At 64.9% G+C, this 25,175-nt stretch carries 23 protein-coding genes; 7 read left to right on the plus strand and 16 right to left on the minus strand.

The window, feature by feature from the left end; all coding sequences use genetic code 11:
- Positions 1-28: 28 nt before the first annotated feature.
- Positions 29-262: a hypothetical protein gene (locus PCE31107_RS12100; RefSeq protein WP_130025524.1), complete on the minus strand. Its 234-nt coding sequence runs from the start codon at positions 260-262 to the stop codon at positions 29-31.
- A 554-nt stretch (positions 263-816) separates the two neighbouring features.
- Positions 817-1,332 (minus strand): hypothetical protein, encoded by a 516-nt coding sequence (locus PCE31107_RS12105; protein ID WP_150608666.1) that lies wholly within the window; start codon positions 1,330-1,332, stop codon positions 817-819.
- A gap of 154 nt (positions 1,333-1,486) precedes the next feature.
- Here PCE31107_RS12105 and PCE31107_RS12110 point away from each other — a divergent pair, with 154 nt between their 5' ends.
- The 3 genes from PCE31107_RS12110 (at position 1,487) to PCE31107_RS12120 (ending at position 4,737) form a co-directional block, all read left to right on the plus strand.
- The gene (locus tag PCE31107_RS12110) at positions 1,487-1,684 is read left to right on the plus strand and encodes a hypothetical protein (protein ID WP_150608668.1); all 198 of its coding nucleotides are present in this window, start codon (positions 1,487-1,489) and stop codon (positions 1,682-1,684) included.
- A 109-nt stretch (positions 1,685-1,793) separates the two neighbouring features.
- A complete protein-coding gene (locus PCE31107_RS12115; protein WP_150551386.1) occupies positions 1,794-3,512 on the plus strand; it encodes a glutamine--tRNA ligase/YqeY domain fusion protein in 1,719 nt (572 codons plus the stop codon).
- A gap of 286 nt (positions 3,513-3,798) precedes the next feature.
- Positions 3,799-4,737, plus strand: a complete 939-nt coding sequence (locus tag PCE31107_RS12120; RefSeq protein ID WP_150608670.1) for an urea transporter — start codon at positions 3,799-3,801, stop codon at positions 4,735-4,737.
- 286 nt (positions 4,738-5,023) lie between these two features.
- On the opposite strand, the gene PCE31107_RS12125 is transcribed toward PCE31107_RS12120, so the two are convergent.
- Complete coding sequence (locus PCE31107_RS12125) at positions 5,024-6,520, minus strand: cryptochrome/photolyase family protein (RefSeq protein ID WP_150608672.1); 1,497 nt, start codon at positions 6,518-6,520, stop codon at positions 5,024-5,026.
- A gap of 97 nt (positions 6,521-6,617) precedes the next feature.
- Here PCE31107_RS12125 and PCE31107_RS12130 point away from each other — a divergent pair, with 97 nt between their 5' ends.
- The gene (locus tag PCE31107_RS12130; RefSeq protein WP_150608674.1) at positions 6,618-7,073 is read left to right on the plus strand and encodes a hypothetical protein; all 456 of its coding nucleotides are present in this window, start codon (positions 6,618-6,620) and stop codon (positions 7,071-7,073) included.
- A 251-nt stretch (positions 7,074-7,324) separates the two neighbouring features.
- On the opposite strand, the gene PCE31107_RS12135 is transcribed toward PCE31107_RS12130, so the two are convergent.
- The 10 genes from PCE31107_RS12135 to PCE31107_RS12175 all read right to left on the minus strand — a co-directional run bounded on the left by PCE31107_RS12135 (position 7,325) and on the right by PCE31107_RS12175 (position 18,860).
- Positions 7,325-7,582, minus strand: coding sequence for an MgtC/SapB family protein (locus PCE31107_RS12135; RefSeq protein WP_150608676.1), 258 nt, complete (start codon positions 7,580-7,582; stop codon positions 7,325-7,327).
- A complete protein-coding gene (dinB, locus tag PCE31107_RS12140) occupies positions 7,583-8,713 on the minus strand; it encodes a DNA polymerase IV (protein WP_150608677.1) in 1,131 nt (376 codons plus the stop codon). It abuts the gene before it with no gap.
- Positions 8,714-8,848: 135 nt separating this feature from the next.
- The gene (locus tag PCE31107_RS12145) at positions 8,849-9,562 is read right to left on the minus strand and encodes a hypothetical protein (RefSeq protein ID WP_246181811.1); all 714 of its coding nucleotides are present in this window, start codon (positions 9,560-9,562) and stop codon (positions 8,849-8,851) included.
- Between the two features lie 188 nt (positions 9,563-9,750).
- Positions 9,751-10,833 (minus strand): CaiB/BaiF CoA transferase family protein, encoded by a 1,083-nt coding sequence (locus tag PCE31107_RS12150; RefSeq protein WP_150608795.1) that lies wholly within the window; start codon positions 10,831-10,833, stop codon positions 9,751-9,753.
- Positions 10,834-10,935: 102 nt separating this feature from the next.
- On the minus strand, positions 10,936-12,219 hold the full coding sequence (locus tag PCE31107_RS12155) for a CaiB/BaiF CoA transferase family protein (protein WP_150608679.1): 1,284 nt from the start codon (positions 12,217-12,219) through the stop codon (positions 10,936-10,938).
- Positions 12,220-12,231: 12 nt separating this feature from the next.
- Positions 12,232-14,250 carry an aconitase family protein gene (locus PCE31107_RS12160; RefSeq protein WP_150608681.1) on the minus strand — a complete coding sequence of 673 codons (2,019 nt, stop codon included), beginning with the start codon at positions 14,248-14,250 and terminating at the stop codon, positions 12,232-12,234.
- 128 nt (positions 14,251-14,378) lie between these two features.
- A complete protein-coding gene (locus PCE31107_RS12165; protein WP_150608683.1) occupies positions 14,379-15,455 on the minus strand; it encodes an ABC transporter substrate-binding protein in 1,077 nt (358 codons plus the stop codon).
- 180 nt (positions 15,456-15,635) lie between these two features.
- Positions 15,636-16,547 (minus strand): LysR substrate-binding domain-containing protein, encoded by a 912-nt coding sequence (locus PCE31107_RS12170; RefSeq protein ID WP_150608685.1) that lies wholly within the window; start codon positions 16,545-16,547, stop codon positions 15,636-15,638.
- Between the two features lie 370 nt (positions 16,548-16,917).
- Positions 16,918-17,073: a hypothetical protein gene (locus tag PCE31107_RS23350; protein ID WP_157211514.1), complete on the minus strand. Its 156-nt coding sequence runs from the start codon at positions 17,071-17,073 to the stop codon at positions 16,918-16,920.
- 65 nt (positions 17,074-17,138) lie between these two features.
- Entirely contained in the window at positions 17,139-18,860 is a 1,722-nt protein-coding gene (locus tag PCE31107_RS12175; protein ID WP_130025514.1) for an ABC transporter permease, read from the minus strand.
- 301 nt (positions 18,861-19,161) lie between these two features.
- On the opposite strand from PCE31107_RS12175, the gene PCE31107_RS12180 reads away from it, so the two are divergent.
- From PCE31107_RS12180 to PCE31107_RS12190, 3 genes are read left to right on the plus strand one after another with little or no spacing between them, the layout of a single operon-like run.
- On the plus strand, positions 19,162-20,271 hold the full coding sequence (locus PCE31107_RS12180) for an ABC transporter ATP-binding protein (protein WP_130025513.1): 1,110 nt from the start codon (positions 19,162-19,164) through the stop codon (positions 20,269-20,271).
- Positions 20,272-20,330: 59 nt separating this feature from the next.
- Positions 20,331-21,125, plus strand: coding sequence for a thymidylate synthase (locus PCE31107_RS12185; RefSeq protein ID WP_130025512.1), 795 nt, complete (start codon positions 20,331-20,333; stop codon positions 21,123-21,125).
- Positions 21,122-21,610: a dihydrofolate reductase gene (locus tag PCE31107_RS12190; RefSeq protein ID WP_150608687.1), complete on the plus strand. Its 489-nt coding sequence runs from the start codon at positions 21,122-21,124 to the stop codon at positions 21,608-21,610. Before PCE31107_RS12185 ends, PCE31107_RS12190 begins: the two co-directional genes overlap by 4 nt.
- Before the next feature lie 218 nt (positions 21,611-21,828).
- Here PCE31107_RS12190 and PCE31107_RS12195 read toward each other — a convergent pair whose 3' ends face one another.
- The 3 genes from PCE31107_RS12195 to PCE31107_RS12205 form a co-directional block, all read right to left on the minus strand.
- Positions 21,829-23,268 carry a sensor domain-containing diguanylate cyclase gene (locus tag PCE31107_RS12195; protein ID WP_150608689.1) on the minus strand — a complete coding sequence of 480 codons (1,440 nt, stop codon included), beginning with the start codon at positions 23,266-23,268 and terminating at the stop codon, positions 21,829-21,831.
- 382 nt (positions 23,269-23,650) lie between these two features.
- The gene (locus PCE31107_RS12200) at positions 23,651-24,364 is read right to left on the minus strand and encodes an ABC transporter ATP-binding protein (protein WP_017234881.1); all 714 of its coding nucleotides are present in this window, start codon (positions 24,362-24,364) and stop codon (positions 23,651-23,653) included.
- Positions 24,361-25,164, minus strand: a complete 804-nt coding sequence (locus tag PCE31107_RS12205; RefSeq protein ID WP_017234880.1) for an ABC transporter ATP-binding protein — start codon at positions 25,162-25,164, stop codon at positions 24,361-24,363. The genes PCE31107_RS12200 and PCE31107_RS12205 overlap by 4 nt, the downstream gene beginning before the upstream one ends.
- Positions 25,165-25,175 lie beyond the last annotated feature (11 nt).

Consider the following 25,175-nt stretch of genomic DNA (forward strand, 5'->3'; position numbering starts at 1 on the left):
GCACAGGGAATGAATGGGGGAAATCGACTTACTGGAAGTAGACGATGCCCTGCTCGATGTCGGCACGGGCATTACGCTCGGCGTCATCGAGGGCGTTGCCTTGCGTGGCAAAGCCGTAGGCGGTCTGGACCTGGTAGGCCCCGACTTTTTCCAACCCGCCATGGGTCGGGCGGTGAATCTCGTAAAACGCGTCCCAACGAGCGTTGTCGCGCTCGACGGCACGCACGATGTACTGAAATTCTTGAAATTGTGTTGTTTTCATTTTTGAATCCTTCTTACTGCAAAAAATATGACTGATAACTATCCCTCTCGAATCGGCTTACGGTGATGAGAGTGCAAATCTGCACAAATGTTTCCGTGAAGTGCACGCAGCCTATCTGCTCCATATGACAAACGCACGACATTCGCGTGACTGACATACGACAGGCGGTGCAGGTGAACGCGTCACGTAGCGCAAGGCCACGTGCGCACCGGCATTGCGCAGTGCGGGCGCAATGAGGGCGTTCTGTACGACTTCCAGTTTCGGGGAACGATGCGCTGTCGCCCAATCGGGGGCGACGGCAAGAACGTTGGACGCGAGGATTCACGCCAAGCGTTCAGCGTGACATGCGGTAGCAAAGTCGTGCGGCACATTTGTAGTGATAATCGTGCCACACGCCAGCCGCCTCGGGACAAGCTCTCAGCCGGTCCCGCCATTCATGCCTCGCGTGACTGCCAACCGCTTGATTCGAAATTAACGAAAAAAACGGTGCAGATGGCGAATGATAACAGAAAATTACTGTCTCGACACCAAAGCAGTCCCATGCCGAAGTCAGGCTACGACGCGGCGGCGCGGTCGTCGATTTGGGCGAGCACCCAATACATATAGCCCGCGAACGCGCCGAAGATCACGTGTCCCGCCACCATCGTCCAGCCGCGCGAGGCGACGAACCATGGGAACCACTGCGTCATGACGTAAAAATTGACGGCGTACACGGCCAGCCCGAAGATCGCCCCCGCCACCGACACCGTCACCACATCCGAATCCAGCCGGAAGGGGGCGACGATCGCGCCAAGCACCACGCCCAGCACGACACCGATGACTGCGTGGACAATGAGCGCCATCGCGACGATGGACAGATCGAACGTGGCAGGCTGCGACAGAATGCCGGGCCCCAGCGCGATGGCCGCGACCATGCGGGGTGGCACCCATGGGCTCTGGCCGGAGACCAGCAGCACCATCAGCATTTCCACCGCCGAGAAGAAGGCGCAGGCGACAAAACCGGAAACGGCGGCGGCGGCCCAGTCGGGCGAGCGGTGCGTGTAGCGATGCGAATGGAGATGCAGTTCCATGATGTTCTCCCTTGAGGGTGACTCTTGGAGCCGCCGGCAGGGCCGGCAGTGCTTTCAGGATAGAACAATCCAGACGCGGCGACGGCGGATCCGCGCGATATACTTGGACGTGGCGCCACGCCCCGCCGCCGGCGGGGCTATCGGGAGATATCTTATGTCCAGTCTCATTGGCTTGCTCGTCGCTATCGTGCTCGTGGGTGTTCCCGTCTGGCGGATTCTGACCCGCCTCGGCCTGTCCCCCTGGTTCACGGTGCTGGCCTTCATCCCCGTCGTCAATATCATCTCCCTCTGGCTGTTGTCCTACGCCACTTGGCCGGGCCAGCGGACACCGGTCCAAGCGTCCAACGGGTAACGCCTGCGGACCGAGATCACTTGCCTTTGTCGACAGGGCGTGTCGACGCCTGCCCGTGGTGCAGTGCGGTACGGTAGAATATTCGCCAAACTCCGAACACTGGACTGGCATGAGCACAGAGCTGAACGCGGCATCCAATTTCATCCGCAACATCATTGACGAAGACAATCGCTCGGGCAAATGGGGGCAACGCGTCGAAACGCGCTTCCCGCCGGAGCCGAACGGTTATCTGCACATCGGCCACGCCAAGGCCATCTGCCTGAACTTCGGCGTGGCGCGCGACTACGAAGGCGTGTGCCATCTGCGCTTCGACGACACCAACCCCGAGAAGGAAGAGACCGAATACGTCGATTCGATCATCGACATGGTCAAGTGGCTCGGCTTCAGCTACCAGACGCCGCAAAAGGAACACCTCTACTTTGCGAGCGACTATTTCGAGCAGTTGTATCAGGGCGCCGAGATCCTGATCCAGCGCGGCAAGGCGTATGTTGACAGCCAAAGCGCCGACGACATGCGCGCCAGCCGCGGCAATCTCACCGAGCCGGGCAAGGATTCGCCGTTCCGCAACCGCTCGGTTGAGGAGAACCTCGATCTGTTCCGTCGCATGCGCGCGGGCGAGTTCGCCGACGGCACGCATGTGCTGCGCGCCAAGATCGACATGGCTTCGCCGAACATCAATCTGCGCGACCCGGCGATCTATCGGATCCGTCACGCGCACCACCACCGCACCGGCGACGCGTGGTGCCTCTACCCGATGTACACCTATGCGCATCCGCTGGAGGATGCCATCGAGAACATCACGCACAGCCTGTGCACGCTGGAATTCGAAGATCAGCGTCCGTTCTACGACTGGGTACTCGGCGAGCTGGCCGACGCGGGCATGTTCAAGCGGCCGATGCCGCAGCAGATCGAATTTGCGCGCCTGCAACTGACCTACGCCATTACGAGCAAGCGCAAGCTGCGCCAACTGGTCGACGAAAAGCACGTCGACGGCTGGGATGACCCACGCATGCCCACGCTCGTCGGCCTGCGCCGTCGCGGCTTCTCGCCGGAAAGCCTGCAGTTGTTCTGCGAGCGCATCGGCGTGGCCAAGTCGGCGTCGTGGATCGACATGAGCGTTCTCGAGCAAGCCCTGCGCGATGACCTCGACCCGAAGGCACCGCGTGCGACGGCGGTGCTCGACCCGCTCAAGCTGATCATCGACAACTATCCGGAAGGCAAGCAGGAAGACTGCCAGGCGCCGGTGCATCCTCACGCGCCGGAGCGAGGCATGCGCACGTTCCCGATCTCGCGCGAGCTTTGGATCGAGCGCGAAGACTTCCAGGCCGAGCCGGTCAAGGGCTTCTTCCGTCTGTTCCCCGGCAACAAGGTGCGACTGCGCTACGGTTACGTGGTGGAGTGCACGGGCTTCGATACCGACGCCGATGGCAACGTCACTGCCGTGCATTGCCAGTATTTCGAGGACAGCCGATCAGGTACGCCGGGCGCCGACAACTACAAGGTCAAGGGCAACATCCACTGGGTGAGCGCGCCGCACGCGCTTGCGGCGGAGGTGCGCATTTACGACCGTCTGTTCGTCGATCCGAATCCGGATGCGGGAGACAAGAATTTCCTCGACGCCATCAATCCGAACGCCAAGCGCGTCACGCAGGCCTACGTCGAACCGGGCCTGATGAGTGTTGCGCCGGAAGATCGCGTGCAGTTCGAGCGTCACGGCTACTTCGTAGCCGACCGTCAGGACTCGGCACCGGGCAAGCCGGTGTTCAATCGCATCGTCTCGCTTAAGGACAGTTGGGCGGTCAAGCCGGCCAAGGGCGGCGGCAAGTAAACGCTTCGCGGAAAAGCTCCGCGCAGCACTCAACCCGCGCCCTCGTGCGCGGGTTTTGTTTTTTGGGGCGCCGGTCAGACGCAGCCTCGCCGCCATACCTGCGCGCTATCGGAGCACTACCGACACAATGCCAACGCTATACCCACTATAAGGCGCCGACGCGCCCGAAAACGCCGGTTCGGCGTAAGCTCGCGCCCATTGTTCGCCCACCGCTCAGCCGCTGTGCACCGGATGCCGCGAGCCCCCCCCCGATTCGCCCGATTCGCCCGATTCTCCACGATCGCCCATGTCAATCCCTCACCTTTCGCCGCCCACTGCATCGCCCGCGACGTTGGCCCTGCCGCGTGCCGCTGCCAAGCGCCGAGGATGGATCGATGCGTTGCCCGGCATGGCGGCGAATTTTGCGCAGATCTATTTCGTCCCTTCGGCAAGGGTCGGATTGTTGCTGTTCGTCCTACTCGCCCTCGCCAACCTCTCGGCTGCGATCACAGGACTGGCGGCGAGCGTCGCCGCGTCGTGCCTCGCGGTCGCGCTACGACTGCCACACGCACTGCTTCGTAACGGGCGATTGGGATACAACGCGACCCTCACCGGTATTGCATTCGGCGCGTTATGGCAACCCGACGCCACGTTCGTCGCATGGCTGGCGGTCTGTGTCTGCCTGACCGTGATCGCAACCGCGATCCTCTCGCGTTACGCACTGCCTGCCCTCACCGGCCCGTTCGTGGGTGTGATGGCACTCACCTGGGCGATGCAGCCGTGGCTGCATTGGTTACCGCGGGCCGGGACACTCGCCTGCGACACCGGCACGCCGGGTTTCGTCTTCTGCTCGGTCGGTCAGGTCGTTTTCGTCGCCCCACTGGTGCTGGGCCTGCTGACCTGGTACGTCCTGGCCCTCTGGAACCCCCGCGCCACGCAGTGGGCGCTCGCGGCGGGCGTCACCGTCTGGTCGGGTCTCGCCGCACTGGCGACACTTTGGCCGGCAATGGCCACGCAGGCAGGGGGCATTGGCATCAACGCGTTTCTCGCTGCACTCGGCCTAGGGATGTTCGGACATCGCCCAACCGTACGTTTCGCGGGCGCCTTTCTGGCCTCCATCATTTGCGTTGCGCTCGGCACCGTGTTCGGTCCGTTCGGCTGGCCGTACTTTACGTTGCCGTTCAATCTGGCGGTATGGGCCATGCTACGCGCGACGGCCCGGCCAAGGCCACCGATCTCCGCATAAAAAAATGCCCGAAACGCTAACGTTCCGGGCACTCGCTCATCGCTAACCCCGTATTGCGAGACTGCCGTCTGCGCGGCGAAGCATCCGCTCGCTGTCCCGTGTGGTTTTGGCTTGCCCTTGCTCGTTCCCGAGCCGTGCCGTCGTTATTGTGTGACTTCTCCCCCGACACCCGCAAACGCCCCCCGACGTTGCCGATGCACCACCGAAGCCCGGCCCTCTCGCGTGCCTTACCTCTATCAACGGTGAGACGCGTGAAAAGTTGACGGGGGTATACACCGATCGTTGCTCAGTCGGCATCCGAACCATCATCGCGCTTGCCGGAAACCGCCGGCGTCTTCACGACCGCATATCGTGCCAGCGTTTCCTTGCGCGCCACGTCGTGCGCCACCCGCGGCGGCGGATAGTCGCGTCCCAGCTCCACGTGGGCATCGAGCAGCGTCTGCGCGTCGGCCCGCCAGGGAGCATGCAGCGCCTTGTCGGGCAGATTGGCCAGCTCCGGCACGTACTTCCGAATGAAGCGCCCTTGCGGATCGAACTTCTCCGACTGCGTCACCGGATTGAAGATGCGGAAATACGGTTGCGCGTCGCAGCCGGTCGACGCCGCCCACTGCCAGCCGCCGTTGTTCGCTGCGAGGTCGAAGTCGTTGAGCGCGTGCGCAAAGTACGCTTCCCCGCGCCGCCAATCGATACCGAGATCCTTGACCAGGAAGCTCGCCGTTACCATGCGCAGGCGGTTGTGCATATAGCCGGTCTGGTTGATCTGGCGCATGGCGGCATCGACGAGCGGATACCCCGTGCGTCCCTCGCACCAGGCCTGAAAATCGGCATCGGCCGCTTGGCCGGCAGCCCATTCGATGGCATCGTAGGCCGGTTTGAATGCCTGGGCCACGACGCGCGGATGATGGTGCAGGATCATGAAATAGAACTCACGCCAGATAAGCTCGCTGAGCCATGTTTGCGCGCCGCGACCGGCGTCCCCCCCTTGCAACATGGCGGCATGCGCCTCGCGGGCGAGCGTGCGTATCGAAATCGTGCCGAAACGCAGATGTACCGACAGATAGCTCGGCCCGCGTACGGCAGGGTAGTCGCGTCGCTCATGGTAATGCGCCATGCGCGGCAGAAAATCGTCCAGCAATTGACGGGCGCCAGACTCCCCGGCAGGGATGGCCATCCGGCGCGCGTCGGATAACTCGAAACCCAACGAAGCCAGTGACGGGAGCGCACCGCTGCCCGGCGGCGGCACGGCCAATCGCTGCCGATCGGCGTCGCGCCCGTGCGGCGCCAAATCCACCGGTCTCACCTGCTTCAACCAAGCGCGCTGGTACGGGGTGAACACGCTGTAGGGCTCGCCCTGCGCCGTGAGAATCTCACTCGCCTCGAAGATCACCTGATCCTTGATGCCTTCGAAGGCAATGCCGCGTTCGTCGAGCGAGCGCGCCACCGAGCGATCGCGTGCCACGGCGGCGGGCTCGTAATCGCGCCCGGCAAAAACGGCCTGTACGCCGAGCGACTTCGCCAGCCACGGAATCTCGGTCACCGGATCCCCGTGCCGCACGATCAATGCGCCTCCGGCATGCGTCAGCGTGGTGGCCAATTCACCCACGCTGTCGTGGATGAACGCGACACGACGATCGTCGCGCGGCAGGACGTCGAGAATCGTTGTGTCGAACACAAACACGACGTACACCTCTCGGCACGTGGCGAGTGCGTGCGCAAGCGTTGCATTGTCTGTGCAGCGCAAATCGCGCCGGATCCAAACCAACCCCTTCTGGAATTCGCTCATGTCAGATCGGCGCAACACATGTGCGCCATTGTAGGTTCTGTCCAATCCCGTACCATAGCGATATCGCGGACTTTATGCCATCGGCCTCGATTACCTTATGATTCGGAAGCTTCCGATTTTGGCTCGCACTCGCGGGGTGGTGCCGGCCCTGTTCTGCCTCGCGGCCGCGCTGCTCGTGACCGCCTGCGCCACCTCGACAGCGCCGCGCGGCGCATCGACCTCGGCGCGTTCTGGCGCGCCCGATGCCGCCCAGTTGCGCGAACATCATCTGGCGGCTGCCGACGCCGCTGCCGACCAGTACCGCACATGCCTATACGGCCACGTCGCCCGTTACATCGACCTCGTGCCGGACCCGATCCGGCTGGCGGACGAAGCCGCCGCCGAGTGCGCCCCGATCACCGGGCGCTTCAGACGTGAGCGACAGGCTGCTGTTGTGACGTACACCTCAGCAACCGACGCCTCGCAGCAAGCCGATGCCGCCACGCTCACGCTTCAAGCCGACGGCCTGCGCGTGGCGCGCGCACGTGCCAGGGAATTGCGCGCGCTGCGGTAAGCGGCTCGCCGGTCTCGCGTCGAACCGACGGCGTCTCATGGGCGTGCTTTCCCTAATCGGGCAAGCCCCGATTGGCGAACGACCGGCCGCTGACCAAAATGCAATCGCCCTCTTACGTCCTTTTGGGGGTACTGCGACAACGTCATTTGCCCGCCTCGGCGGGCATTTTCTTTGGTATCCGCAGGATCTTCCAATGACGTCCACCGGGGAGCGAGGTCGACGTGCCCCGTCCCGGTCACGCCGGATGGCGCTTACTTGTCGTCGGGCTCGCGCGGCGCCGGCGTGTCCGTGTCGGACGGCGGCCCCGGCAACTCGTCGTGTCCCAGCCATCGATGCGCGACGTCCTCGATACGCCCGCCGATCGCCAGTACGACGAGCAGCAGGACCATCGCCGCCAGCGCGATATGCCAACGGCCCAAGCCGCAGATAATGCCGATCCCCGTGGTACTCCAGAGCGCCGCCGCCGTGGTGAATCCGTGCACCGACGCGCTGCGGTTCGGCCGAACGATCTATGCCTGCGTTGATGCATTATCGCCCGTCCCGGGCAGGGTGAGTCGGGTCGTGTCGACGTCGTCGTCGAACAAGCGCAGTTGGCGCGCGGCCTGGGCTTCGAGCAGGCGCACCCCCACGCCCATCAGGCGCACCGGCCGGCGTTTCCGGCCGACGGCCTCGGCCAGCAATTCACGACATTGCGCGGCATCGACACTCAGCGCGCCGGCTTCTGCCGTGGTTCTTGAAAAGTCGGCGAAACGAATCTTGACGAACACCTTGGCGATCGCCAGCGGCTCGCTGCGGCGCGCCCGCTCGATCCGCTCGGATAACTGACGAAGCAGTGGCTCAAGCGCCGCCTCGCAGTCAGCCGGCGTGCGCAGGTCGCGCGTGTAGGTGGTCTCGACACTGATCGACTTGCGTTCCCGGTCCGGGCTGACGTCGCGCGTGTCGATGCCGCGGCAGCGCTCATACAAGCGCTGACCGAACACGCCGAAACGCTCGGCAAGATCGGCCATCGAATGGCTGCGCAGATCGCCGCAGGACTGCACTCCAAGCGCCCGGAGCTTCTCCGCCGTGACCTTCCCCACGCCGAACAGGCGCTCGACCGGGAGCGCGGCCACGAAGGCGTCGATTTCCGCCGGTCTCACGACGAACATGCCGTCGGGCTTGCGCCAGTCGCTGGCGATCTTGGCGATGAACTTGTTGGGGGCGACGCCGGCCGAGACGGTGAGCCCGACCTCCTCTGCGACCCGTGCGCGAATCTCGCGGGCGATCAATGTGGCCGAGCCGTCGCAACGCTCGCTGTGCGTGACATCGAGATACGCCTCGTCGAGCGAAAGCGGTTCGACGAGATCCGTGTAATCGCGGTAGATCGCCATGATGCGCTGCGATGCCTCTTGATAACGGCGCATCGTCGGCGCAATGATGCGCAACTCGGGACAGAGCTTGAGCGCCTGTGCCGAGGGCATGGCAGAGCGCACCCCGAAGGCGCGTGCCTCGTAGTTGCACGTTGCGACCACACCTCGCTGATCGGGCTGGCCGCCGACGGCCAGCGGAATTCCCCGCAACGACGGGTCATCGCGCATCTCGACAGAGGCGTAGAAGCAATCGGCGTCGCAGTGAATGATCTTGCGTGTAGAGGAGGACATGGCTCGCAACGAAAACACTGTGTAAATATACAGCATTTACGCCGCATGTGCGCCCGACGCGTGACATTGCGTCAGCGCCTCACCGCCTCAGCAACGCCACACATCTGCACGTCCGCAACGCTCCACCCCAGCGCCTCATCGCACAGGCAGGAACTGGAGGAACTGTGCGCCGAGCACATTCTGGACGTACCCGATGCCGGCGCGCCGATACTTCTCGTCGAGCATCTCGGCGAGCAGATCGAGCCGACCGATGATCTTGCCGAACTCCCGTTCGAAGCTCACGTTGCGCACGTCGGTAAGTTCGTTAGCCAGCAGCAGCGGCTTGCCCGTCATGTCGTGACGACTCGACAGCAGCCACGCCGCGATCTCGACGTTGCGTGCCGCATTGTAGATTCGCTGTGCGTCGAGGCCATCGCTCAGGTAGAAGACCGTCGTCCCGCCATGCGCCGCGACGATCGTGTCAGAAAGACTGTAGACGAACGCGGCCACGCGATCGCCACTGAACGCCGGGTCAAGCGAGAGGGATAATGCCTTCACGTCGCGCAAATTCCGCAGCGCCGGCAGGTTTCGTCGCCCTTCGATGTCCGCGCGCAATTGCGTCATCGCCTGCGCCTGTGTCGCAGCCCCGCCCTTGCGCCATTCGCGCGGGTTGCGCTTGTAGAGCTTGTCGGCAAGCCGGTACAAGCCCTCGAGGTTGGCCCGCATGCCCAGCGTCGCCATGCGATTGATGTCTGTCTGTGCGAGATCGGCGGTCGTCATGGCAGTCGAGCGCACTTTGCCATGATCGGTGGGCGCGTCTTCATAGGAGACGCATCCCGTACACATCGCCGCCATCACTACCGCAACCATAACCACCACCGCCGTCATTCGCCCTGCCGCGGCATGGGCGATCCCGTTTCGTGCTTGGCGCAAGGCGAGCCGTCGTGTCATGGCGGTATCAGGGTGGGCAAGCGATGACTCTACGCGAACAAAGGCCACACTTCGTGTCGTTGCCCCTTGAAAAGTTGTGACATTCGGTAACGCAGCCTCGCCCGACGTCAGGGCGTCAGCGCCTCGCGGGCCTGCGTGAACAGCGCGTGGTTCATGGCCTCCTCCAGGCGAAGCACTGGCGTCACGCAGCAGTCGGCATCGGCAAAACACAACGTCCAGTCGGCCTGCGACGCGCTCGCAAATACCGCCGCCAGTTCAGCCTGAAGCGCACGTGCGTCGTCGCCGCCGATCGTCTGTCCGAGCGACCAATGCCGCACCTTCCATTCGCTGCGCCCCAGTACGTCGCACAACGTTTGCCAGAACTTGAGTTCGAGAGCGCCCACGGCCATGTAACGTCCGTCCCGCGTGCGATAGACCTGATAGCAAGGCACGCCGCCGTTGAGCAAGTCCGCGCCCGCCCGCGGCGCATGCCCTTGCCGATGCAGAGCGACGGCGGGAATGAGATTCGCGCGGAACACCTCGTGCGTCATCGAGACGTCCAGCCACCGGCCGCGGCCGGTGCGCTGCGCCGCGACCAGCGCCGCCAGCACGGCTTGGACCGCCGCCTGCCCGCCGCCGTACAAGTCGCCAATCTGGAAATTCGGCACGATCGGCGCGTCGTTTGAATCACCCAGTTGGTCGAGCACGCCCGCGTAGCCGATGTAATTGATGTCGTGTCCGGCGGCCTGCGCCATCGGCCCCTGCTGTCCGTACCCGGTGATCGATGCCATCACCAACGACGGCCTGAGGCGCGCCAGCGTCTCGTAATCGAAACCGAGCCGCGCCATCACCCCTGGGCGAAACCCCTCCAGCAACACGTCGGCGCGAACGACCCAGTCGAGGAACGACGCGCGGTCGCTATCGCGTTTGAGATCGAGTCGCTCGACCGATTTGCCGCGATTGAGCAAACGCCAGAATGCACTTGGCGGCGGCTCGCCATCGTTGAGCATCATCTCGCGGGCGTAGTCGCCGGCCCCGGTGTCTTCGATCTTGACGACATGCGCCCCCAGTTCCGCGAGGCGCAGTCCCGCGAGCGGACCGGGCAGCAAGCGCGTGAGATCCAGCACCGTGACGCCGGCCAGCGGTGCGTCGGCGACGACAGACGATTCACGGGCGTCGGGGCTTTCAGGCAAATCGAGCGATTCGGTCATGGCGAGCGAGCAAGGGATGAAGGAGGATGTCCACACCGTACCGCGCCGCACTGTCCGCGGGCAAGCGGACGGCACGCCTTCTTTGCTCGGACACTTCCGAAATCAGCCCCGATCCGTGCCGTCTTCCCGCAAAACGGGACCGGTGGCGTCGCCGCGCCTCGGCGTCTCGCCGGCCGAACCCTCGCGCAGCGGACCGGCCACCACCGCGTCCGTCAGCAGCCGCGCGATCTGGCCGTCGAGATACCCCAGATCCCGCAAGATTTCAAACGTATGCTCGCCCGCCGCGGGCAACGGCCGGCGCGCGGGCAAGCGCTGCCCCGCCATCGCGACCGGCAGCAGCGGCACCTGCGTGTGCTCGCCTTGCTCGGTCACCAGATCGCCCAGTCCGCCGCTCGCGCGCAAATGCGGGTCGTCGAACAGCGCCTGGGGCGTGACGATCGGCGCGAACGGCAAACCGTGCCGCTCGAACGCGGCCGCCAGATAACCGGCGTCGAACCCCAACATCATCTCGCGCAGCAAAGGCAGCAGCCAGTCACGCGCGAGTACCCGATCGTTGTTCGTCGCGAGTCGCGCGTCGTCCGCCAGATCCTGCCGGCCGAACACGTCGCAGAAGATGCGCCACTGGGTGTCGCTCACCACCGCGAGGAAGATTTGCACGCCGTCGCGCGCCGTAAACACGTCGTAAATCCCCCAGGCCGACAAGCGGGCGGGCATCGGGTCGGGCGCCACGCCCGTCACCGCGAACTGCTGCATGTGTTGCGCCGCCAGCAGCACGCAGTTCTCGAACAGCGCACCCTGCACCTCCTGTCCGCGCCCGGTGCTCTTGCGCTCGTATAGCGCGGCCAGCGCGGCGAGCGCGCCAAACACGCCCCCCATGATGTCGTTGACCGAGGCCCCCGCACGCAGCGGCTGACCGGGCGGTCCCGTCATATACGCGAGCCCCGCCATCATTTGCACGACTTCGTCGAGCGCGGTGCGTGCGGCGTACGGGCCGGGCAGGAACCCCTTGAGCGAGACGTAGACAAGCGCCGGATTCAAGCGTGATAGCGTCGCATAATCCAGGCCGAACTGGCGCATGCGCCCGGGCTTGAAGTTCTCGGTCAGCACGTCCGCCGTGCTCACCAGGCGCAGAATCAGCTCGCGCCCCTCCGGCCGTGTGACATCCACGGCAAGACTGCGCTTGTTGCGATTGAACGCCCGGAAGAAGCCCGCGCCCGTGCCCAGCAGGCACCGCGTGGGGTCGCCGCCGACCGGTTCCACCTTGATGACGTCGGCACCGAGATCGCCGAGCACCATACCGCAGGTCGGGCCCATGACCATATGAGAAAACTCCACAACCCGAATGCCTTTCAACGGCATAGGCGTTGCAGCGGACACGTCCGGCATCGGCGATTCTCCTCAACCCGCGCGCAACGCGTCGCCACGCCGCCGATCCGGCAGGCGCGCGGCATGCGCCGCGAAGCCGTTGCGTCGTAATTGATCGAAGCCGACGATGTACCCCGCCAAGGCACTCGCGGCCACGGTGGCCGGACTGCCCAGCCACATCTGCCCGGGTCCCGAACGACCCGGGAAATTTCGGTTCTGCGCGCTGATGACCACCTCGTCGGGTGCACGCGACACGCCCGGGCCAGCGTTCACACACGCGCCACACCCCGGCGAGAGCACCTTGACGCCGGCCGCCGCGAACACGTCCGCGTAGCCCTGTGCCTCGCACCACGCACGGACATCTTCGCTGCCGTACTGCAGGTAGAAGCGCACACCATCGGCGACCTTGTGTCCTTGCGACAGGCCCCATGCGAGCACTTCGTGGCATGCGCGCAGGTCCTCACGCTTGCTGCCCGTACACGATCCCCCGTACGCGATATCGATCGGCACCTCCGCCGACAACTGGGTGAGCGCCACGCCGTTGCCCGGATCGCCGGGACTCGCCACCATCGCGCCGAGTCGGGCGCAATCGATCTCGATGACGTGGGCGTAAGCGGCCTGCGCATCGCTTGTCATCCACGGCGCCAACGCAACGTCGACGCCGCGCCGTTCACGCAGGTATCTCAAGGTCTCGGCATCGGGCACGATGAGCCCGGTCAGTCCACCGATTTCCGCCACCATGTTGGTCAGCGTCGCCCGCTCGTCGGTCGACAGGTGGGCCACCGCCTCGCCGGAAAATTCGATGATCTGACCGATGGCACGGCCGTCGCGGATGTACGGCAGATGCAGCAAGTGCAGCGCGAGATCCTTCGCCCCCACGCCCGCCGGCAAGCGCGAGCGCAGATGCACGAGACAGGTGCCCGGCACCGCGAGTCGCGCGTCGCCCGTCAACCAGGCGTTCGCCATCTCCGTGGCGCCCACGCCGAACGCAAACGCACCGACCGCGCCGCAATGCGGCGTATGCGAATCGGTGCCAACGATGACCTGCCCCGGCAGCGCGTAGCGCTCGAGCATCAAGGCATGGCAGATGCCTTCCGAGCCACCGCCCGCCGCGCGTCCATGCAGACGCAGATCGTGCTGCGCGCAGAACTCGCGCTGGACCGAACCCAGACGCTGCGCCGCATCCACCAGCGGCGGCGGCCTGCCACTGCCGACGGACACCGTGTCGAGATGGGTCAGGTGATCCTCAAAGCACAGCATCGACGCCGGGTCATGCAGCGCCGGCACCGCGTCGCCGAAGGCGTGACGCAGGAAGCTCACGGCCATCGGCGTCACGTATTCGTGGGAAAAACGCCAGTCGGCGGGGACGAACACGGCGTCGCCTGCGCGCACACGAGGCACGCCGAGCGCCCTGGCAATGATCTTCTCGCCGTAGGTCATCGGTCCCGGCGCATGGGCGGGCCGCGGCGCCACGACGTCTCCCGCCAGCCGGCGCCGCGTATAACCGAACAACCCCCCGCTGCGCACGATCTCCTCGCCCAATGGATCGCAGTCTTCGAGAAAGGCGTCGATGGCGACCGTCTCCCCCGCTTGCAGCCGCTCCGCGAGCGCCAAGTCGGTCGACATCAGCAGCCCGAGGTTCTGGCAGTTCTGCGCATAAATGCGCTCGAAACTCTCGGCGATTACGATCCGGATGCCCGCGCACCACTCGGCGAACGGACTCGCCTCGCGCGACGACCCCTTGCCACGGCGCATTCCGGCGACCGACAACGCGAAGCCGCCTTCGCGCACCGCCTTCTGCCTAACGGGAAACACGCCGGCCGGATTCGTTGCGTCTGCACTGCATCGCAATCCGACATAGACGTAGTCGCCGAGCGTCTCATCGAACGCCAGACACGCCCATGCGGGCGTCATCTCGTCGGTGGATATCTGGTCGCGCAACGGTCCGGCTTCGGTGCGCGTCAACGATTCGCCCGCCAGTTGCCGGGCCATGACCTCAGCCCGGTCGCTCAACCACAGCACACGTCCGTGGAGTTGCACAGTGGCTTGCATGAGATCGCTCCTCGAATGTTCCCTAAGGGGTTCACCCGTCTCGATCGCACGTTCCGTACCGCGTCCGCTGGCCGCCGCGGGACGGACGTGAGGTCATGAGATCCAGACGCGCGTTCGTCTGGACATCATCAGGGATACTGCCGATTGGCCTGTGCCGCAAAAACGTTGGTCCACGTATCGCCGAGCCGGATCTGCGACGGCTTGACCTCGGGCGTGAACGACGCAAGCGCCTTGAGCGCCGTGGCCGGACCGCCGGCGGGCATCATGCCGTCTGGCGAGAACGCCTCGCGGCAGTTGGCGAACGCTTCCAGGTAAAGTGCCTTGTTGCCCAGCAGATAGGACTCCGGCACGGTCTTGATCAGTTCGGCGGCGGTCGCGTGCTGAAGCCATTTGTCCGCCCTCACGATGGCGTTCGCGACGGCCTGCACGGTGTGCGGATTCTTCTCGATGAAGCTCTGCGGCGCGTACATCACGGCCGCCGGCATCGGCCCGCCGAACATGGCGCGGGTGCCCGCCTGCGTACGCGTGTCGACGAGTACCTTGATGTCGCCCGACGACTGCAACAGCGTCATCATCGGATCGACGTTGGAGACGGCATCGACCTGCCCGCCACGTGCGGCGGCGACGACCGTCGCATTGCTGCCGACGCCCACGATGGACACGTCGCTCGGCTTGAGCCCGGCTTTGGCGAGCGCCACGTTGACCAGCATATGCGTGCTCGACCCCGGCGCGCTCACGCCGATGCGCATCCCCTTCAGGTCCTTGACCGATTTCACCTCCGCGGCCTTGGCCTTGACCACGCCGAGCACCAGTTGGGGGGCCGCGCCGAGCACCACGAACGCTTGATAGGTCAATCCCTTGGTCTGCATGAGCAAGGTATGCTCGAAAGCCCCGGCGCCCACGTCGGCGCTACCACCGACGACCGCCTGCAAGGCTTTGGAGCCGCCGGCGAAGTCGTCGATGGTGACGTCGAGTCCTTCGTCCTTGAAGTACCCGAGTTGTTCGGCGATGGTCAACGGCAGATAGTAGAGGCCGGGCTTGCCGCCCACGGCGATCGTGAGCTTCGGCTTTTCGAGCCCCTGCGCGCTCGCGGCGCAGGCCCCGGGGCTCAGCCCCAATGCTGCGAGGCCCGACGCCACCAGCGAGAAGACGAGAGCCCAACGTCCTACGGCAACGCGCACGCGGCGCGCTTCGGTATGTGTCATCGCGTGTCTCCTCCCGCCCTATGCGGGAAATCGGCGCGCTCCAGCTCGTCGGCCGGAATCGCTATCGGCTCTGAGAGCATCCGCTGCCCCCGAAGCGCCGACAAGTTGTGTTTCGGCATGCCAGACATCGCCGTTCGCGACGCTTGCCGCCCTGGGGCGAACCTTTGGCGTTCCTATGCTTTACGCAATGTTGCGAGCGCACAGGTGGTCAACGAGCATGCGCGAGGCGACGGGCAACGCGTCGTAGCGGCGCACGCACACGATCAGCCGGCGCTGCGCCCACGGATCGGTCAGCGGCACGATGCGCAGCGCCTCCCCGTCAGTCGCTTGCGAGTAACTGCCGACGGCCTCGCGCGGTACCACGGCCATCCCGAGATTGGCGCGCACCATGCGGCACACCGCCTCGAACGTCGACACATGGATGCGGAATTTGACCGTCTTTCCCTGCTCGGCCGCCAAGCGCCGCAGTACGGTGTACATGGCGCTGTCCGGATGCACGCCGATGTGATCGAAATCGAGCGTGTCGACAAAGGCGAGCTGTTCACGGCCGGCCAGCGCGTGGTCGCGGTGCAGTACGGTCACGATCTGGTCGTTGCGATAGGGGAAGACCTCGACGTCACGGGTATCCACGGCGTCCCAGCAAATGCCGATGTCGGTGGCCCCGTCCGCCACCCCGCGCACGACCTGTGCGCTGGTGTGATCTTCCAGGTCGACCTTCACGCCGTCGTGGCGACGCAGGAACGCGCCGAGTTCATCGGGAAGGGTTTCGACGATCGAGGAAACGTTGGCGAAGATGCGAATATGGCCGCGCACACCGCTGGTGTACTCGGACAGATCGCCCTGCATCTTCTCGAGGCTGCGCAATACATTGCGCGCGTGGTGCAGGAGGGCCTCGCCTGCCGGGGTCGCCCGCACGCCCCACTTGTGACGTTGGAGCAACGCCGAACCGACCAGGGACTCCAGGTCATTGATCCGCTTGCTGACGGCAGAGGGCGCGATGAATTCGCGCTCGGCCGCCCGTGCAATGCTGCTTTCTTCGCAAACGGCGACGAACAGTCGCAACGAGACTAGATCGATCCGCCATAGCGCCATGCCTGGTCTCCCAAAGGCACTGCATTGACAGCGATTCTGCGGCGCATGTGGCGAAAACGCCACGGTCTACCGCCCCCGACGACACAGAAAAACACCCGCGAAGCGTCAACGTGCGACAACGACCACTCTGCTGAACGACGGCAAACGACTACGACATTCGGGGAAGCGGCGAGTCGAATCAGGGCGAAGCGACTCGTCAGGCGCGGGAAGCGGTGAAACCGACGTCAAGCCCCGGGAATACACGTTCCCATCGGACGTCGCGCATCCGTCTCGAAGTGCCGGTGCCGGTCCCTCCCGGGACACCCGCTAGCGCATCGCTCCCGCCAGCAGCACGGCGCCCCAGCCGCCGTCTGCCGTGTTCAGCGGTGCCTCAGGTGGCGGTGCCGACGCCAAGGCCATGAACAGCCAACATTTGCAAATGACGATCGCAATCATTTTGTTGACGCTCGATCATCCCGGCATCGTTGCCGGGCCTGCTTTGACTATAGTGCGGCGCTATCGGAGCGGCAACCAGGAAACGTTTCAAACGGGAATTCGATCGGGGTTCCCGCCACAAGTCGCGCGCGGCCTCGATGCCGCCGCCCCATCCATTCAGGCGCGCTTCGCGATGGCGCGCGCCAGCACCAGCACCGGCAACAGGCCCACCAGCACAAGCGTCAATGCCGGCACGGCCGCCTCGGCGAGGCGTTCGTCGGCGGCCAGATGACTGGCAACGACCGCCAGCGTGTCCATGTTGAACGGCCGCAGTGCGAGCGTGGCGGGGAGCTCCTTCATCACGTCGACGAACACCAGCAGCGCGGCCGTCAACACGCTGCCGCGCAGCAGTGGCAGATGCACCCGGCGTAGCATCGCCCAGCCGCCCACGCCGAGGCTACGGGCGCTGGCATCAAGATTTGGCGGGATGCGGGCGAAGCCGGCGTCCACGCTCTGCAGCGCCGCCGGCAGAAATCGCACGAGATAGGCATAGATCAACACGCCGCTCGTGCCTGCAAGCACCAGTCCGTTAGCGCCGAACACGTGGCCCAGCCACGTGTCGAGTCGGAGCACCGGCGTGAGAATGCCCAGGGCGATGACCGCGCCCGGGATCGCGTAGCCCACGCCCACGAGCCGGATGGCGATACGCGTAACGCGTCCCGGGGCCAGTCGCTGTGCGTACCCTAGCACCACGGCGAAGACGCTGGCGACAAGCGCCGCCAGCGCCGCGAGGCGCACCGTATTGAAGACCCACTCGCCGTACCGATGCCAAGGCACCTGATCGAGCTCGGCGACCGCCAGCCGCAGCATGATGAGCACGGGGAGCACGAAGCCGATGATGAGCGGCAGCGCGCACGCGAGGGTTGCCAGGGCGGCGCGCACCCCGGACAGACGCGCACGCCGCGACGTCGACGGCGCCCGGCCCGGCGCCCCGTAGAACCGAAGGCGTGTCCGGCTGCGCGCTTCCGCGATCAGCAGGACGAGGACGGCGAACAGCAGACAGGCGGAGAGTTGCGCGGCCGCCACCCGATCGCCCATCGACAACCACGCGCGATAGATGCCGGTCGTGAGCGTCGGCACGCCGAAGTACGCCACCGCGCCGTAATCGGCGAGTGTCTCCATCAGCACCAGCGCCAGCCCCGCGACCAAGGCCGGTCGCGCCAGCGGTAACGCCACGCGCCAAAACCCCTGCGCAGGCGTACATCCCAACGTGCGTGCGGCTTCGAGGTACCGTTGGCTGTGTTCCAGAAAGGCCGTGCGCGCCAGCAGATAGACATAGGGATAGAAGGCGCCGGCGAAGACCCAGGCAGCGCCGTACCAGCTGCGAACTTCCGGGAAGCCGGCGAGACGTTCGACCGCGAGCAGCGTGCGCAACGCGCTTTGCACCGGCCCGGCGAACTGCAGGAAATCGGTATAGGCGTAAGCGGTAACGTAAGCGGGCATCGCCAGCGGCAGGATCAGTGCCCACTCCAGCACACGGCGCCCGGGAAACGCGCAGTGCACGACCAGCCAGGCACTGGCCACGCCCATCACCAGCACACCGGCGCTCACGGCCATCGAGATACGAAGCGAGTTGAGCAGGTACTCAGGCAGCACCGTATCGAGCATATGCGCCAGCACGGCATGCGTCTCCGCGTCGCCCGCGCCGAGCGCCGCCACAATGCCGAACATCGGCACGAGCACAACCAGCGCGGGAACCCATGCGACCAGCCGCCACGCCCAGGCGCCGGAAAGACGGCCAGCGCGCCTGCGGCGGGCGACGGGAGGCGAACGCTCGGCCATGACGGGATCGATGGCGGCAGAATCGGCGGCGGCGCGGAACGGGGGCGTCGATGACATCGGCAAATCGTAACGGGTAGCGGAAATGGGGCGGACGAGCGAGCGGCGGGAAAACCCCCGGGCGACGGCGCACAGCCGTTGCCCCGTCGCGTGACTTCGGGGAACTGGTAGACACTTACCGGTCTAAAGCGTTGTAAATTATACGCATTCGCGATTGCGACTCTGACGCGCACGGCCGCAGAAAGTGCCCGGCCTCCCGCGAAAATGCCACCTTGCGGGCATTCATGTCCATTCGCGTCGGCTCGTTTCCATGACTCTGCTTCGTTGACGTGCTTGCGTCGACTCACACTTTTCCACGCCGATGCCCCTGCCCTACCTGCTGCTCGACCATCTCTGTGTAAATTACGAGACTGACGGCCACGTCCACACCGCGGTACGCGACTTGTCGCTGTCGCTCGCGCGTGGCGAGATCGGCTGCCTGCTCGGCCCGTCCGGCTGCGGCAAGACGACGGTGCTGCGCGCCGTGTGCGGGTTCGAGCCGTTGGCGGGCGGGCGCATCGTGCTCGATGGTCACGAAGTCGCCAATGCGCAGTTCAGCGAGCCGCCGGAGCGTCGCCACGTCGGTGTTGTGTTCCAGGACTACGCGCTGTTCCCGCATCTGGACGTTGCGCGGAACATCGGCTTCGGCATCGGGCGCATGGCGCGGGGCGAGCGTCAGGCGCGGGTGGAGGGGCTCGCCGAGCGCGTGGGGCTGGCGGGGGCGTTGAAGAAGTACCCTCACGAACTCTCCGGCGGTCAGCAGCAACGCGTGGCGCTCGCGCGCGCCCTGGCCCCCGCCCCGGCACTGCTGTTGCTCGACGAACCTTTCTCGAACCTCGATCTTGATTTGCGCGAGCGACTGGCGGTCGAGGTGCGGGAGATCATCCGGGCGAGCGGCGCGACGGCGATCCTTGTCACCCACGACCAGCATGAAGCGTTCGCGATGGCCGATCGCATCGGGGTGATGCATGCGGGGGCCATCGCTCAGTGGTCGCCCGCGCAAGCGTTGTGGCGCATGCCCGCCAACCGTGTGGTGGCGGATTTCATCGGACGCGGCGCCTTGATACCCGGCACCTTCCGCGGCAATGCCGACGGTGGCGGCATCTCGCTCGAACTTGGGGAACTGGCCGTCTCGCCCATGCTCGCCGACAAGCTGCTGAGCAGCGCCGCCAAGGACACGTACCCCGTGAGCGTCGACGTTTTGCTGCGCGCAGATGACATTGCCCACGACCCGGCCAGCCCGTTCGAAGCGACGCTGGTACGGCGTGCGTTCCGCGGGGCCGATCAGCTTTACACGCTTCGTCTGGCGTCGGGTCGCGAGGTGATCGCTCGCGTGGATAGTGAACTGGCCCACGAGGCGGGCGAGCGCGTGGGCGTACGCCTGACGGTCGAGCATCCGGTGGCTTTCGCCGCGAGTGTCGCCGACGTCTGACCCTCGCGCAGCACGGCGTCCCCCGGAGGCTGGTAAAATCCGGCAAAACGGATGGGCCTATGAAACAGTACCTAGACTTCATGCGCCATGTACTTGAACATGGCACAGACAAGACCGACCGCACCGGCACGGGCACGCGCTCGGTGTTCGGCTACCAGATGCGCTTCGACCTGCAGGAAGGTTTCCCGCTCGTCACCACCAAGAAAGTGCACATCAAGTCCATCGTGCACGAACTCCTGTGGTTCCTGCAGGGCAGCACCAACGTGCGCTATCTGCAGGAAAACGGCGTGTCCATCTGGAACGAATGGGCCGATGCCGAGGGTGAACTCGGCCCTGTCTACGGCGCGCAGTGGCGCTCGTGGCCGACGCCCGATGGCGGCCATATCGACCAGATCACACAGCTCGTCGAGCAAATCCGCACGACGCCCGACTCGCGCCGTCTGATCGTGTCCGCCTGGAATGTCGGAGAGATTCCGCGCATGGCGCTGCCGCCGTGTCATGCGTTCTTCCAGTTCTATGTGGCTGACGGCAAGTTATCGTGCCAGCTCTATCAGCGCAGCGCGGATATTTTCCTGGGCGTGCCGTTCAACATCGCGAGCTACGCGATGCTCACGCACATGATGGCGCAGCAGACCGGGCTCGAGGTGGGGGATTTCGTCTGGACGGGCGGCGACTGCCATCTGTACAACAACCACCTCGAGCAGGTTCGCACGCAGCTTGCGCGCGAGCCGTTGGCGCTGCCCACGCTCGAGATCTCGCGCAAGCCCGATTCGATCTTCGATTACCGTTTCGAGGACTTCCATATCGCCGGATACGAAGCGCATCCGCATATCAAGGCACCGGTGGCCGTATGACGATTCTGACGCTGGTGGTCGCCCGCGCCAAGAATGGCGTGATCGGGCGAGACAATCAATTGCCGTGGCGTCTGCCGGAAGATCTCGCTCATTTCAAGCGCGCGACGCTGGGCAAGCCGATCGTGATGGGGCGCAAGACGTTCGATTCGATCGGCCGTCCGTTGCCGGGCCGCCGCAATATCGTCGTATCGCGCAATCCGGATCTGAAGATCGACGGCTGCGACGTGGCCGGGTCGCTCGTCGACGCGATGCGGCTGTGCGTAGGTGTCGAGGAAATCTGCCTGATTGGCGGCGCGCAGTTGTACGCGGAGGCGCTGGCAAGCGCGGACAAAGTGATTGTCACCGAGATCGCGAAGGCGTTCGAAGGCGACGCGCACTTCCCGGATTTGCCCGCGACCCAATGGCGGGAAGCTGCCCGCGAAACCCACCACTCGCCCGCGCCGAACGACTTCGACTATGCGTTCGTGACTTACGAACGGATTTGAAGCGACGAGACCCACGCCGCTCACCGCTCACCGCTAACGACGCCTGTGACGCTGCGAGCAGCATCAGCACCGTGACGCCCTCCGGCAGGCATTTCAGGTCGGCAATCGCTCGCAACGGATCGACGCGGCCATCGTCGCTGGACACTTCGCGAGAATTCCCGCATCACTGTTCAATCGGCAGTTGTGGGTCATGCCGAACGCATGGCGTCTCCCCCCGCTCATGCACTAAGGTTTTCGCGCGGCGCCTGCGCGAGCGCGCCGTGTCGTTCGCCGCCGTTTGTCGGCAGGTGCTCCGACACATGTACGCGATCACGGCCGAGGCGCTTGGCGGCGTATAACGCGTCATCCGCCAAGGCGATCAAACGCGCCGGCGTATCGCCTGCCCCCCCCTGCTGCGGCACATACGTTGCGCAGCCAACGCTCACTGTCACGTATCCCGGCGGCCCCGGATCGGGCTCCGCCAGCGCCCGAACACTTTCCGTCACGCGCGTAGCGACGAACCTGGCGCCGTTCTCGTCGGTCTCCGGCAGGACGACCACGAATTCCTCCCCGCCGTATCGCGCTACGAGATCCGTGGGTCGATGCGTCGCCCGCATGATGGCCAGCGCCACATGTGCCAGGCACTCGTCGCCAAGCGGATGCCCATACGCGTCGTTGTAGCGTTTGAAGTGATCCACGTCGACCATCAACAACGATAACGGATGACCCGAGCGGCGGGCCTGATCGAAGTCGCGCGGAAACCGCTCGTTGAAGTAGCTGCGGTTGAAGATGCCTGTGAGCGCATCGCGGTTGCTGTATTCGATCAGACGCTGGTGCGCGCGCTCCAGCTCGCGGTATAGCCGCGTGACTTCCCACACCAGCACGCAGACAAGCAACCCCGGGGCCGACATGCTGAATAGCCGCGCCAGGTACCACCCCAGCGAGAATCGCACCGTACTCATCAGGCTGAGCACGGTATCCGTCACACAGGCAAGCACGGCGAGCGCTACCCACACGTCGAGCACCGTGTGCAGGCGACCGATCGCCAGTACGGCGCACAGTGCGACGAGATTCACGACGAGCAGCACGATGCCAGCACCGCCGCTGGAGAAATCCCCGGGCGCGCTCGCCGGTGACAACGCAGGCGGCAGTGGCACGGCCAGCGCCGTCAGGCAGAGCAGCACGCCCATCACAAGCGGCAGGCCCACAAAGAGCCACATCGCACGACCGGTGGGCGCCAAATCCGTCACGGACTGCGGAGTCAAACGGCGTCGCACCGTCATCGCGATGAGCACGAGGGCGGGGAACCCCACATGCCAGAAGACCCAGATCCAGCCGGATGTCGTCGGAAGCGCCCCGAGCAGCCCCTGCGGCGCAAAAAGACCCGGGAGCGTCAGCAATTGCATCGCGACGGTCAATGCCATGAAGGCATAAGCTCCGGCAAGCAGCCCGAGCACCGGCAGCCGGCTCACCCGAAACTGTGCCGCCAACAAGAACGAAGCGATCGTCGCCGTCGTGAAGACCGCCAGCCCACACATGGGCAGGAACGCAGCAACCGCCGGGAATGCAGCGGTCGCCCGCGGCGCCGTGGATATCAGGGCAGCGAGGATGACAATCGCCAGGCAACAGGCAAAAACCTGCTGCCCGGGCGACGCACGCTCCATCAGAAAGGCGTCCATGAGATACCCTTTGATTCTGGATGTCCGATGCAGGCAACAACAATCGGTAGCGTTGGGTACACCTCTCCCCCGCCCTATGCCAGTTAGCCGAAGCATGCACCAATTGCGCTGGTCTGCCAATGCGTCTGGTCGTCCGTTCTCCCCCTCCAGCCAAATTGAAGCCCGCCCAAGTCGCTTGGACATCAACCCAACGGGCGGCAGGAACGGGCTCCGATCCGTCTGCGCAAGCGTGCCGGCTCACTGCGTCTGCTGCCTCGCACAAAAAAAGCGGCGTCGACACGCTATCGTCAGATAGCCCGTCGACGCCGCCTGATCGACGCCGTCCTCGTCCTACGGTGAAGCGACGGGCAGCGCGCACGCGACCGCGCCCCACCGCCAGACGTCAACCGCCCAGATACGCCTCGAGCACGCGAGGATTGCCCAGCAGATTTCGCCCCGTGTCTTCGAGCACCACCTTGCCGGTCTCGAGCACGTAGCCGTGTTGCGCAATCTTCAGCGCCTGGCGCACGTTCTGCTCGACCAGGAAGATGGTCAGCCCCTCAGCGTTGATTTCCTTGAGGGTGCTGAAGATGCCCTGCACGATGATCGGCGCGAGCCCCATCGACGGCTCATCGAGCAGCAACAGACGCGGCCGCGCCATCAACGCACGACCAATCGCCAACATCTGCTGTTCGCCCCCCGACAAGTTGCCGGCCATCTGCTCGATACGCTCAGCAAGCCGTGGGAAGCGCCCCAGCACCTTGTCCAGATCCGCCTTCACGTTCTGCTTGTCGCGACGCGTATAAGCACCAAGCTCCAGGTTCTCACGCACGGACATCGTCGTGAGCGTGGCGCGTCCCTCGGCCACCTGCACCAGACCGCGCTGCACAATCTTGTTCGGTGCCAGTCCGCCGACGTCCTCCCCTTCGAAGAGAATCGTGCCCGCCTGCTTCTTGATGAGACCCGACAAGGCGAGCAGCGTCGTCGACTTGCCCGCGCCATTGGCACCGACGAGCGAGGTGATCTCGTGCTCGCGCAACGAAAAATCGACGCCCTTCACGGCTTCGATATGCCCATAGGCCACCTTCAGGCCCTTCACTTCGAGCAGCGCGCTCATGCCTTGTCCTCCGCGCCGGCCGCGAGGGCAGCCGCATCGTCGTCATCGTCATCGCGGCCGAGATAGGCTTCGATGACCTGCGGGTTGTGCTTGATTTCGTCGGGACTGCCTTCGGCGATGATGCGTCCGAAGTTCAACACGGCAATGCGCTCGCACAAGCCCATCACAAAACGCATGTCGTGCTCGATCATGAAGATCGTGTAACCGCGCGCCTTGATGTTCTCGATCTCGCTCATGAGATCGACCTTCTCGCCCGTGTTCATGCCGGCTACCGGCTCGTCGAGCAGCAATAGCTTGGGCTCGGTCGCCAGCGCCCGTGCCAGCTCGAGCTTGCGCTGATCGCCATAAGACAGGTTGTCGGCGATGTCATGCGCCTTGTGATCGAGCTTCACCCAAGAGAGCAACTCATGCGCGCGTTCGCGCGAGCGCTTCTCCATCTCTCGATACCCTGGCAGCGAGAACAGCAGGCCCGCCGGGCCATACGAGAGATGCCGGTGCATGCCGACCACCACGTTCTCGATCAGCGTCATCTCCTTGAAGACACGAATGTTCTGGAACGTGCGGGCAATGCCGCGCTGCGTAATCTTGTGCGGCTTCTGCCCCACGAGACTCTCGCCGTCGAACGTAATGCTGCCGCCCGTGGGCTGCAACAGTCCGGTGATCAGATTGAAGACGGTCGTCTTACCCGCCCCGTTCGGGCCGATCAGGCCGAAGATCGTGCCTTGCGGCACCTCGATGTTCACGTCCTGGAGAACGTGCAGACCACCGAATCGTTTGGAAATATTGGAAAGCTTGAGCATGTCGTATCCCT

It is taken from the genome of Pandoraea cepalis (assembly GCF_902459625.1).
GTDB lineage: Bacteria > Pseudomonadota > Gammaproteobacteria > Burkholderiales > Burkholderiaceae > Pandoraea > Pandoraea cepalis.